Source organism: Parafilimonas terrae (genome assembly GCF_900115755.1).
GTDB lineage: Bacteria > Bacteroidota > Bacteroidia > Chitinophagales > Chitinophagaceae > Parafilimonas > Parafilimonas terrae.
In genome coordinates this window covers 1-12574 of record NZ_FOXQ01000017.1, presented here as the reverse complement: position 1 = coordinate 12574, position 12574 = coordinate 1, and the positions used below count along the sequence as shown (strand labels likewise).

The 12574-nt window shown below is 40.5% G+C and carries 11 protein-coding genes; 4 read left to right on the top strand and 7 right to left on the bottom strand.

Annotated elements, in window-relative coordinates; genetic code table 11:
* Positions 1-82 precede the first annotated feature (82 nt).
* Positions 83-1522, top strand: a complete 1440-nt coding sequence (locus tag BM015_RS19530) for a phytoene desaturase family protein (RefSeq protein WP_090662737.1) — start codon at positions 83-85, stop codon at positions 1520-1522.
* 181 nt (positions 1523-1703) lie between these two features.
* Here BM015_RS19530 and BM015_RS19525 read toward each other — a convergent pair whose 3' ends face one another.
* From BM015_RS19525 to mrdA, 3 genes are all read right to left on the bottom strand, one after another.
* Positions 1704-2312: an IMPACT family protein gene (locus tag BM015_RS19525; RefSeq protein ID WP_090662872.1), complete on the bottom strand. Its 609-nt coding sequence runs from the start codon at positions 2310-2312 to the stop codon at positions 1704-1706.
* Between the two features lie 205 nt (positions 2313-2517).
* Positions 2518-3873 carry a rod shape-determining protein RodA gene (rodA, locus tag BM015_RS19520; RefSeq protein WP_090662734.1) on the bottom strand — a complete coding sequence of 452 codons (1356 nt, stop codon included), beginning with the start codon at positions 3871-3873 and terminating at the stop codon, positions 2518-2520.
* A 2-nt stretch (positions 3874-3875) separates the two neighbouring features.
* Positions 3876-5960 carry a penicillin-binding protein 2 gene (gene mrdA / locus BM015_RS19515; protein ID WP_090662732.1) on the bottom strand — a complete coding sequence of 695 codons (2085 nt, stop codon included), beginning with the start codon at positions 5958-5960 and terminating at the stop codon, positions 3876-3878.
* A gap of 235 nt (positions 5961-6195) precedes the next feature.
* Between mrdA and BM015_RS19510 the strand changes: the two genes are divergently transcribed.
* From BM015_RS19510 to BM015_RS19500, 3 genes are all read left to right on the top strand, one after another.
* Positions 6196-7170 carry a deoxyhypusine synthase family protein gene (locus BM015_RS19510; RefSeq protein ID WP_090662730.1) on the top strand — a complete coding sequence of 325 codons (975 nt, stop codon included), beginning with the start codon at positions 6196-6198 and terminating at the stop codon, positions 7168-7170.
* Between the two features lie 50 nt (positions 7171-7220).
* On the top strand, positions 7221-7754 hold the full coding sequence (locus BM015_RS19505) for a hypothetical protein (protein WP_090662728.1): 534 nt from the start codon (positions 7221-7223) through the stop codon (positions 7752-7754).
* A gap of 73 nt (positions 7755-7827) precedes the next feature.
* Positions 7828-8460: a 4'-phosphopantetheinyl transferase family protein gene (locus BM015_RS19500; protein ID WP_090662726.1), complete on the top strand. Its 633-nt coding sequence runs from the start codon at positions 7828-7830 to the stop codon at positions 8458-8460.
* A gap of 247 nt (positions 8461-8707) precedes the next feature.
* Here BM015_RS19500 and BM015_RS19495 read toward each other — a convergent pair whose 3' ends face one another.
* From BM015_RS19495 to BM015_RS19485, 4 genes are all read right to left on the bottom strand, one after another.
* Positions 8708-10444: an APC family permease gene (locus tag BM015_RS19495; RefSeq protein WP_090662724.1), complete on the bottom strand. Its 1737-nt coding sequence runs from the start codon at positions 10442-10444 to the stop codon at positions 8708-8710.
* Between the two features lie 52 nt (positions 10445-10496).
* Positions 10497-10646, bottom strand: coding sequence for a hypothetical protein (locus tag BM015_RS21650; protein WP_177191971.1), 150 nt, complete (start codon positions 10644-10646; stop codon positions 10497-10499).
* Between the two features lie 167 nt (positions 10647-10813).
* Positions 10814-11215, bottom strand: coding sequence for a hypothetical protein (locus BM015_RS19490; RefSeq protein WP_090662722.1), 402 nt, complete (start codon positions 11213-11215; stop codon positions 10814-10816).
* A 485-nt stretch (positions 11216-11700) separates the two neighbouring features.
* Positions 11701-12574, bottom strand: an 874-nt coding sequence (locus BM015_RS19485) for a hypothetical protein (protein WP_177191970.1), incomplete at its 5' end; no start/stop codon positions are given.

The following is a 12574-nucleotide window of genomic DNA, read 5'->3' as shown; positions in this document are numbered from 1 at the left end:
ATTGCTGAATAATATATGAAGGTAGAATTTACCTTTTATCATTCTGCCAGTAACTTGCATATTAAATAGTTAACGAACCACTTTGATTAAAAGAGATTTTGATGCCGTAATTGTTGGCTCGGGCCCAAATGGTTTTGCTGCAGCTATTACTTTGCAGCAACAGGGCCTTTCCACGTTATTGCTTGAAGCCAAAGCAACTGTTGGTGGCGGCATGCGGTCTGCAGAACTTACGTTGCCCGGCTTCGTGCACGATGTGTGTTCCGCTATTCATCCCATGGCATTAAGTTCGCCCTTCTTCAGCCGTTTGCCCTTGCATGAATTTGGTTTACGTTTTATTGAACCAGCAATTGCTGCTGCACATCCTTTTGATAATGGCAAAGCTGCAGTGCTGTATCAATCCATACAAAAAACAATTAATGATTTAGGTATTGATGGAAGTGTTTATGAAAAACTGGTAATGCCTTTATATAAAAATTGTGATAAGATATTACCGTTTATTTTAGGCCCGTTTACATTTCCCAAACATCCTTTAATCATGGCGGGTTTTGGATTGAAGGCGCTTCAGCCTGCTGCTGTGCTGTCAAAAGCATTTAAAACAGAAGCAGCTAAAGGATTGTTTGCAGGAATGGCCGCGCATTCAATGCTGCCTTTTTCAAAAACAGCAACATCAGCTATTGCATTGGTGCTGATGATGGCCGCACATTATAAAGGATGGCCTTTGGTGAAAGGCGGCTCACAGCAATTTGCCAATGCACTCGCTGCATATTATATTTCGATTGGCGGCAAAATTGAAACGGGTTTTAATGTTAGTTCTTTGCAGCAGCTTCCTTCAAGCCATGCTGTTTTATTTGATGTATCGCCAAAACAATTATTGCAGATAGCGCGTAACAAATTTTCATCTTTATACACAAAGCAATTAAACAACTATAAATATGGAATGGGCGTTTATAAAATTGATTTCGCTTTGTCAGAGCCTATACCATTTATAGCACCCGAATGCAGGCAGGCAGGCACTGTTCATATCGGTAATACAATAAAAGAAATTGCTTTAAGTGAAACACTTGCATGGAATGGCAAACATGCTGACAAACCTTTTGTATTGCTGGCGCAGCAAAGTTTGTTTGATGCATCGAGGGCGCCGGAAGGTAAACATACGGCATGGGCTTACTGCCATGTGCCCAATGGATCAACACAAAATATGGCTGATATAATTGAACAACAGGTTGAACGTTTTGCGCCTGGATTCAAAGATTGCATTCTCGCTAAACATGAAATGAATGCAGCAGGCATGCAGGCGTATAATGCGAATTATATTGGTGGCGATATTAACGGCGGCGCACCTTTACTATCACAATTATTTACAAGGCCTGCATTACGTATGTCGCCTTATAAAACATCTGCAAAAGGTTTATATATCTGTTCAGCATCCACACCGCCGGGCGGGGGCGTACATGGTATGGGCGGCTATCATGCTGCTAAGAAAGCATTGAAAGATGTGTTTGGGGTGAGGTTGGCTGAGTAGTTGATTGGTTGAAATGTTGAGGGGTTAGGAATTTGTAATTGGGAATTGGAAACTTATGAACGGGCGTGCAAATAGGTGCCTGAGACCTTGTGCGCTGATTGTGAAGTAAACAAGTGAACAAATGAACCCGTCAACTTTTGAACAATTAAATACAAGTTGATTGGTTGACAAGCGAGAAGCATTATTGATTAATCCTGTTTATTTCCAGCCCTCTTATATCTTCCATTATCTTCAGCATTTCTTCATGTTTGTTTTTTGGAATGCCAACTTCTATCAGGCAAAACAATTGCAGTTCCTGTTTAAATATTGCACAATCGTATTGCTTTATCAATTTCATTACATCATTTATCAGCATATAATCAAACTGTAAACGATAAGAAATTAAAACTGGTTTTTGGATGATAGCGGATTGTTCCAATGCAAGCGCCGCAGATGTTTTATACGCATTGATCAAACCGGGTACGCCTAATAACGTACCGCCAAAATATCGTACCACAATAATCAATATATTGGTTAATTCACGGCTGTCTATCTGCCCGAGAATTGGCCTGCCTGCAGAGCCGGAAGGTTCGCCATCATCGCTTACGCGGAAATTATTTCCATCTGTTCCAATTCTGTAAGCAAAACAATGATGGTTGGCTTTTGGATGATCTTTCTTTAACTGTGCACGATAATTTTTAAAATCATCAATAACATTAATTGGATAAGCAAAGGCAAGAAATTTACTGCCCCGGTCTTTAAATTCTGCGGTTGATGGTTCCTTTATCGTGTTGTAAAAATCGGCATTCATTGTAATTATCCTGGTTAAAACTGAATATTGAGTGTTGGATATTGTGTATTGAATATTTGTTGCAAGCACCCAAAAAATACTCAACATTCAACAAAACAATATGCAATGTTCAATTGTGCAACTTCTGCGAATGAGTATTGTGTATTTCAACAATTAAACCTTAAGCAAACGACATTGAATTCTCAATAATCAATATTCATGAAAATTATCGCAATACCATCTGCCTGTCGGCATCAAGCCTTATCATAATAAAGATCATAATGGTAAATGTGAGCAGCGATGAGCCGCCATAGCTTATCAGCGGCAATGGAATACCAATAACCGGGAAGAGTCCAATGGTCATGCAAACATTCACCACAATATGAAAAAATAAAATGCTGGCCACGCTGTAAGCATAAATACGGCTGAAGCCACTGCGCTGCCGTTCTGCAAGAAATATGATACGCAGCAGCAGTATAAAATATACAGCGAGAAAAAGAAATGAGCCCACAAAACCAAATGCTTCTCCAAGAGAAGTAAAAATAAAATCGGTGGATTGTTCGGGCACATACCTGCCACGTGTTTGCGTGCCTTTTAAAAAACCTTTACCAAGAAAGCCGCCCGAACCAATGGCAATTTTACTTTGGCGCACATTATAATCATCGGGTTTGATGGAAGCCTTGCCGGTAGCTTCTTCCTGCCTTATGGAGTGTATATTCTGACTGCAATCATAGTCTTTGCCCACAGCACTGTAAATGCGCTGGCTTTGGTAACACTCAAAAACATTATTAAAAATATAAGGCACAATAAAACGCTGTATGCCCACGCAAACAAACCATATTGAAACAATAAGGATTAAAATATTCCAGCGCTTTCTTGTAAAGATCTGGCGGCGGAAAATGAACACGATCAGCGCAGCGATCAGCGTTAATAATATAGCCAGCAGGTTTTTTTCAACGAGTAAAGTGGCTACCACCAATGCACCGAAGGAAAAACCGATAACAAGAATAATTCCGGGCAAACCTTCGCGGTACATCACTATAAAAAAACTAAGGTATACCAATGCTAAACCTGTTTCATTTTGCAGCACAGAAATGGCTGCAGGCAACATGGCAATTGCGCCGGCAATAACCTGCGATTGCAGCTTGCTGAAATCCATGTTTAACTGGGAAAGATATTTGGAAAGGGCAAGCGCTGTAAATATTTTACACAATTCTGCAGGCTGAAGGTTAAAGCCGCCGCCTAAGGGAATCCAGCTTTTGGAACCATTCACATCTTTGCCTAAAACAAATACGGAAAGCATTAGCAGAATGCCAAATACATACAGCAAATTGGCAAATGCAGGATAGAGCTTGCTGTCACTTAATATGATAAAAGTGGCCACCATTACAGAGAGGCCTGCAAAAAGCAATTGCTTGCTATAATTTGTCTGGCCCTGGAAAAAGGAAGATGATGTATAGGTTGCCGGGTTATATTCAGCCATGAAAATGCAAAGAATCCCAATGCACACCAATACGGCATATAGCCACACCGTAAGCCAGTCAACACCTTTGGAAACCGATTTTGGGATTGCCCTGCTCATGATTAATTTTTAGGTTTAGCTTTTCGTTTGTCGTCCGGCGTTTGAATGGCCGGTTTATTTTTCACCGGTATGGTATCACCATTGCCTTTGCGGTTGGGCTCAGCTTCAGGATCATACTGCACCTGCCTGCTTGTTTCAAGGTTATTCTGGAAAACAGGCGCTGCATCCGCATTTATTTTCTGGGCCTGTTTTGCCAGCTTGATAGAATCCTTTTTATGATACCATTGTTTTATGGCAGTTGGAATAAGATCAGCACTGGCTATTCTTTCTACTTCCGGTTTGCGCTTTTCAGAAATAGAATCTTTTAAATACTGTTCCATCATAAGCGATGCAATTGGCGCTGCCCAGGTGGCGCCAAAACCTGCATTTTCCACCACCACACAAATAGCTATTTTGGGATCTTCCATTGGTGCAAAGGCAACAAATAGGGAGTGGTCTTTACCATGCGGATTTTGTGCCGTGCCCGTTTTAGCGCAAATGTTGACGCCTTCAATCTGGGCCCTTCTTGCCGTTCCAAATTCGGCCACATCGTGCATGCCTAACTGCACCACACTAAACGAAGCATCGGAAATATGTTCAAGCGGCGTATGCTTAATCCTGTACTTACCAACAAACTGGGAATCTGCCACTGTTTCGTTTTCTATGCTGTCAACAAAATGCGGCGTATAGTAATAGCCTTTATTGGCAATGATGCACATGGCATTAGCCATCTGAAGAGGTGTGGCCAGCATCCTGTCTTGCCCAATGCCTAAGGTAACCATGTTGCAACTGTTCCACCTGTTGCCGCCAAAGTCGCGGTTGTAACCGGATGTATCGGGAATATTTCCGTCATCCTCACTTGGTATATCAATATTCAGGTCAACGCCGTAACCAAAAGCATTCATGTAATGTTTCCACTGCGTATAGCCCATGCGCACATTTGGGTATTTTTTGTTGTCAACAATAAGCCTGAAAACATTGCTGAAATATGAATTGCACGACCAGGCAATTGCAGTACGCAGGTCTTTGGAATGGCCGCTCCAATGCTCGGTGCATCTTACAGGTCTGCCGCAGGCATAGTAAGCGCCGCTGCACGGGTAACCATAAGACGGCGTAATTACGCCTTCATCCAGGGCTATTAACGCATCTAACGGTTTAAAAGTTGAGCCAGGCGGGTACTGCCCTTTTATAGCCCTGTTTAATAGCGGGCGGGCTGTATCTAAAATCAGCCTTCCAAAATTTTTACGGCGCTGGGAGCCGGTGAGCATAACCGGGTCGTAAGATGGCGCTGTAGCCATGGCCAGTATGCCACCGGTTTTAGGATTGATGGCAACCGCGCTGCCTATTTTATTCTGCAATAATTTTTCGGCAAGTATTTGCAGGTTAACGTCCATGCTGGTATATAGGTTGCGCCCGGCTATTGCGGCTGTATCAAAAATGCCATTGTTGTAAGAACCTTGTATCCTGTTTTTATTGTCGCGTATAAACCGCTTCACACCGCGCTGTCCCATCAATACTTTTTCGTAGCTCCGTTCAAGGCCCGTCATGCCTGCATAATCGCCTGCTTCGTATCCTTCTGTTGAATGTCTTTTTAAAAAGCTGCTGTCAACTTCACCAAGATAACCCAGAACGTTTGCTGCCGAATGAAAGGGATAAGCCCTTACCGGTCTTTCAACAATATTAAACCCGGGAAATTTATACATGTTCTCATTCAGCCGGGCAAAGGCCTCATCGCTTATAAGCGGTTCAAAAATGCCCGGTTTATAACGCGAATTCCTGATAATGGCGGTAATAATACGTTTATGATATTCCGCCGTATCAATACCAAGTATATCGCAAAGCGCCATTGTATCAATGCCTTTGGTTTCATAAGGCGTTACCATCAGGTCGTACATAATGGTGTTTTCAAGAATGGCCTTGCCGCGGCGGTCATAAATAATGCCGCGGTCGGGATAAATTACCTTCCGGTAAATAGCATTGTTTTCCGCCTGCAGCTTATATTCTGTTGAGAATATCTGCAGGTTGAGCAACTGAAATACGATGAGCAGGAAAATAATGATAAAGATAACCTGTATTATCCTGCTCCTGGACTGATTATAAACGGGCATGTATTATTGGTAGATACTTTATGTTCTGCTGCAAATTTTATAATAAGAAAATGATAAACAAGGTGAATGAAAGCAAAAATTTTGCACAAAAGAATGATTGATATAATTAATTCTGCCCGGTATGTGGATAACAGCGTATTTAATCTGATTCTCAATGAAGCAGTATATTTAAAATTCTCATCTTTAACGCATACTTCTTTGTAAAAAATTACTTTTGCTTTCTTAAATTTTAAAGATGAATAAAGGACCTGTTTCGCAATTTATACAGCATCACTACCGCCATTTTAATGCAGCCGCTTTAATGGATGCAGCAAAAGGTTATGAGACACATTTAAACGAAGGTGGTAAAATGATGGTTACGCTTGCCGGCGCCATGAGCACTGCCGAACTTGGCATTTCTCTGGCTGAAATGATACGGCAGGGAAAGATTGATATTATCAGTTGCACCGGTGCTAACCTGGAAGAAGATGTGATGAACCTTGTGGCGCATAACAGTTATAAACGCGTGCCCAATTACCGCGATTTAACGCCGCAGGAAGAATGGGATTTGCTGGAAAATCATTACAATCGCGTAACAGATACCTGTATTCCCGAAGAAGAAGCTTTTCGCCGTTTGCAAAAGCACCTTGTGAAACAATGGAAAGATGCAGAAGCAAAGGGGGAACGTTATTTTCCGCATGAATTTTTATACAAAACCGTTTTAAGCGGCGAGCTTGACCAGTATTTTGAAATTGACAGGAAGGATAGCTGGATTATAGCGGCTGCTGAAAAAAATATACCCATCATTGTGCCGGGATGGGAAGACAGCACAACAGGCAACATTTTTGCCAGCTATGTTATAAAAAGTGAACTGAAGGCAAGCACCGTGAAAACCGGTATTGAATACATGGTGTATTTAACCGAATGGTACCGGGCCAACAGTGGCGGTAAAGGCGTTGGCTTCTTCCAGATAGGCGGCGGTATTGCCGGAGATTTTCCCATTTGCGTTGTACCGATGATGTACCAGGACCTGGAATGGCACGATGTGCCTTTCTGGAGTTATTTCTGCCAGATAAGCGACAGCACCACATCATACGGTTCTTATTCAGGCGCTGTGCCAAACGAAAAAATAACCTGGGGCAAATTAGATATCCATACGCCAAAGTTTATTGTGGAAAGCGATGCCACCATTGTTGCGCCTTTAATATTTGCGTGGATATTAGGATGGTAAAACGGTTGACGGTTAACAGATAAAACTTAGAGCTTTTTAAACCTGACTGTATGAATATAGAAGAATTATTCCTGGAAGCTGAAGCAGATATTAAGAAAAACGCTCACGTGGATGCGTTGCGCAAATATGAAACCATTTTATATGACGAGCCCAATCATGCGCCCACACATAACTCACTTGGCTGGATTTATAAAACGCAGTTTGACGATTATAAAAAAGCGGAAATGCATTTTCGTGCTGCCATAAGAAGTGAACCGAATTACCCGCATCCGTATTTTCATTATGCGGTATTGTTAACTGACATGGAGCGATATGATGAACTGAAAAAGCACCTGGATAAATCCCTTACTATTCCAACCATTGAGAAGTCGTGGGTTTATTACCGCTTTGCCATTGCCGAAGAACTGAAAATGAATTTTGATGCAGCAATCAATTACTTTGAAAAAGCCATTCTTAATTCGCTGAACGATGATAAAATAAAAGATTATCATGCAGACATTGAACGTTGCAGAAAGAAGATAGAGATAATGGTTAACCATAAAGAATGGCAAAACGAAAAGGAAGAGACGGGAAATGAAGTTTAATTAAACGGCATTGCCAATCGGCTATGTTGTTATCAAATTTCACATCCGGAATTAAAAAATCAGAAATTCGCCTGTGCCTTTATTTTATCAGCATACCATAAATGAAACCACAAAGCTTGGAATCTGGCATATTGAAGAGGGAGAAGATTTTTTTCTTGCAAAAGTTCCGCTGCAAAAAAGCATAACACACCCGCATAAACGTTTGCAGCATTTGGCGGGAAGATATTTGCTTCAGTATTTATTTCCTGATTTTCCATATTCTGAAATTTTAATTGCCGATACAAAGAAGCCTTATTTACCTGGCGACCGTTATCATTTTTCTATTTCGCATTGCGGTAATTATGCTGCTGCTATAGTAAGCTCCACACATCGCGTGGGAATTGACATTGAAATTCCAACAGAAAAAATTGAACGTGTTGCACACAAGTTTATAAACGAGGGAGAGTGGGTGTTTTTGTCCATTGAAGAAAATCCGTCAACTGTCAGCCGTCAACTGTTAACTGTATTGTGGAGCGCCAAAGAATCTTTGTTTAAATGGTATAGTTTAGGCAAGGTTGATTTCAGGGAGAATATGCAGCTTGTTCAACCCATTCAAAAAAACGGGGAGCGTTTATTGCTGCCCTTTGTATTCAAAAAAAGCGAACCTGTTTACTTAACTATAATTGCCAAAACTTTTGATGAGATTGTATTAAGCTGGGTTATATAAATTCTGAACCAAAAAAAAGCCGGTGTAAAACCGGCATTTAGTTTTCTGCAAGGGCGGACTTGTATTGTTAGCAACGGACCATACTTTCCAGCGCAGAATAAGTTTGCTGTAAATCTATCATACGCCTGAGGCAAGTATAAAATGTAATTATTAAATGGTTGAAGTTGCTTATTAAACGGTGTTTTCAGATGTATGGAAACACATATCTGAAAAATTTTTATCAAGAATTTAATAAAAAAAAAGCCTGTTAGGCGGCAGCAAGCCTGCTTTTGCGGTAACCGTAAGAAAAATAAATAATAAGGCCAATGGCGAGCCATCCGCCAAACCACGCCCAGTTCATGCCCGTCATGCCGGTAAGCAGGTACATGCAGGTGGATAACCCAAGCAGGGGAATAAGCGACCAGTTTTTGAAAAAACTTACAATGGCAAGTACTATCATAATACACCAAAAAACAATGCTTGAAATATTGAATGAAGCATTGTCTTCTGTTATATTAAAAAGCTGGGTGAAATAATTATCCGCTGCAAAATGCGCAATAATTATAGCGGCTGCAACAATCAGCGGGAATAAAATTTTTGAATTGATATATGGCATATTGAATTTGCCCGGCAACTTTTCTTTCACAGGGATCAGTAATACGCCACCGCAAACCAAAACAAATGCAAACAAGGTGGCGATGCTGGTAAAATCGAGCACAAAATCTTTATCAGTAAATAAAATAGGAGCGCCCACAGCTACGCCGGTTAAAATGGTGGCGAATGAAGGTGTTTTATATTTTGGGTGTATTTTTTGAAATACCGGCGGCAATAAACCATCACGGCTCATGCTCATCCAAATTCTCGGCTGCCCCATCTGGAATACAAGCAATACACTCGTCATGGCAATTACTGCACAAATTGCAACAAGCATCTGCATCCAGCCGATATTAAGGTTTTGCGGTTCAAAAATATAAGCCAGCGGATCACCCACATTTTCAAATTTTGAATACACCACAGTTCCGGTGAGCACCAATGCAAGCACGATATAAATAGTTGTGCAAATAATTAAAGAGAGTATCATACCGCGGGGCAAATCGCGTTGCGGGTTTTTACTTTCTTCAGCCAGCACACTTACGGCATCAAAACCAATATAGGCAAAGAAAACACCGCTCACGGCAGCCATTACACCGCTGAAACCATTTGGCATAAATGCATGTACGCCTTCGCTGTTTACCGGGTGCCAGTTGGCAGTAAGATCATCATGAAATATCATATAACCGCCCACCATAATCACCAGTAATACAATAGAGAGTTTAAGCACCACCATTGCGTTGCTGAAGTTGCGGCTTTCTTTTATACCGCGATACACCAGGCATGTTATCAGCAGGTTGATAATGATGGCGGGCAGGTCGAAAATTATTCTTAACCCGGCAATAACCGGTGCGGTATTCCATGCATTCAATAATTCTTTGGTGGAGCCGGTTGCCTGGCCAGGGTTATTTGCAGTAGCTATGGCTATATTATGCGCTTCCCTGTAGCTGCAGGTTAAATAATCCGGGATATGAATATTTATTTTATGAAGAAAGCTGGTAAAATAATCGCTCCATGAAAAAGCTACATAGATATTGCCGATGGAATATTCCATAATTAAAGCCCAGCCTATTATCCAGGCAAATAGTTCACCGAAGGACGCATAAGCATACGTGTAAGCGCTGCCGGCAACAGGTATGCGGCTTGCAAATTCAGAATAACATAAAGCCGTAAAACCGCAGGCAATACCGCAGATAATAAAAAGCACTACAACGCCCGGCCCGCCCGAAAAAACCGCCATGCCCAAACTGCTGAAACTGCCGGCGCCAATAATGGCTGCAATACCAAAAAAAGTAAGGTCGCGCATGGTGAGCACCCGCTTTAGGCCTGCACCGCCATGATGATCGTCGGCCATGGTTTTGGCATCGTGCAAAATTTTGTCAATCTTTTTTGTACGGAAAAGCGGATGGCTCATGCAATTGATTTTGTACGGTGAAAATAAGGAATTGACAATTATTAAAGTAAACCTATTCTTTGGTTTTGCTGCCCAGGCTGCCTGCAAAAAGGCCGAGTATAAGCCCGATGATCAAACCGATCTTTACATTTTTAATGGCAAAGCCAATTACAACACCAATAACGATGAGCATTAAAAAACCAATCTTCCTTCTTGAATGCATGTATGGTTTATTGTTTTGAAGCTGCGTTTTAAAACCGGAAAAATTTGCAGCATGACTGAACCCGGCAAAGATGCTGTGAAAAATTTATACATGCAATAGCCAATATTATTGAACAGTATTCAGTGCTTACAGGTGCTTTATTTCATGTGGTGATCTGCACTGTTAATTCAATCGTTAATACGTTCATAGGTGGCAATACTGCCATCAGCCGGTATGGAGCCGTAATACAGTTTTAGATTATTATGGCTGATTGAACAAGGAACGGTGTAACGGAAATCAAACAATATGGCATCTATACTTTCTCCCGTATCAGGATTTTTCCCTTTTGTAATGCTGTAACTGCCGCTATCATTCAATACATTATTTACATAGTGGCGATATTTGTCTGAAGTAAAAAAATATATGTTCCCGTTACCAGGTTCATAATTGCCTCCCCCGGAACCGTAACCGCCATAAACAGATCGCAATTCCCAGCGCCCTTGTAAAGCATCTGCTGAAGAAACATTTTTATGGCAGGCAGTTACAATTATTGCAAGCGATGCTATAGTAATAAGAACCCGGGATTTCATAATTATATTTTATATAAAGACTGTTTAAAAGATTAAACCGTTGTAAAAAGCAAGTAAAAAGTAAGGCTCTCTAAATCCCTTCAATTTAATTATTGACTATGTAGGCTTGCCAGAAGGGGCCGATAAAACAATTTGTAAAAGAGGCAGCCTCTTTTTAAAAAGAGCACTCTGAATGAAAATTAAAAATAGGAAATTGCAACATGTATATGCCTGCCGTAAACAAACCTGTCCGGCAGGAGAGGTTTATTTACTGTTAAATGCAACTGCTTTCAAAAGATAAATCGAAAAGGGTTTTAAAACTATTTTAATGAAAACGAATTTTATTCTTTTCCTCTTCCTCTTCATTCTGTTCGCTAAATCTTTATGCGCCCCGCAAATCGGCAACTCCATAAGGCAACACCGGCAACCGTAGGTTCCGTTCAACAGCGCTTTCATTGTTCGTCCTGCGGACGCAACGAAAGCTTAGTTATTGGCGGTATGTGCTTTTAATGTGTCCAATTTTTAATTTTCCCGTTGTCCTCAATCCAAGTTTCAATGTAAATTTCCTCTGATATTGGTTTCCCTTTGTCTTTGATAATATCAAATTTTAAATCTTTCAAAGCGTTGAACATTTTGTTGATGCAAAAATTATACTCGTCTTTCTCGTAATACTTTTCAATTTCCTCGTCAGTATAAAGCATTCTAACCTTCGATACGCTTCCGTTTTCGTCTATTGTCACTAAATACTTTTCGCCACAGTCATAATCACTTTTGTTTTTCCATTTTGTTTTTTTGAGTTTTTTGAATAAGATGTTAGAAACCTTACTTTTATCTCGTCTGTCAATTCTTTTTTTGTCGTCAATATAGTTGTCAAAATCTTCTATTTTTCCAACAAGTCCATTTGAAATGGTAATAACTTTTTCTCGCTCAAATATTTTGTAAAAAACACCATCCCACCTCAATACTTTATCGGTCAAAGGAAAGTTTACGTAGCCGTCAAACCAATCAATAAAAACTTTTTCGTTTTTGAACTTGTCCCCAAAAATGGATTTGATTTTGTCAACAGATTGAGCTTTATCAATTTTTCCATTTCTTAATTCGCCACAATTTATGATGTCAACAAGGAATAAGCTGTCGTTCTCAATTTTATAGATTGCTTGATAACCTCTCCAACAATTAAAAGATGCTCCGTCCCTAAATGCAAGTCCGAAAAGTTGCTCTCTTTTTGCGGTGTCTTGTCTTTGTAAATATTGTTCAAGAATAAGGTTGTATGTGGCAATAGTATTGTAAGCTTCCCCAAAAACAGTACGTTTTGAAAGTAGACAGTAAAGTTTAATTTTAAAACGTAAGAAATGAAAAAAAGCACATTCAGTCCTGCGC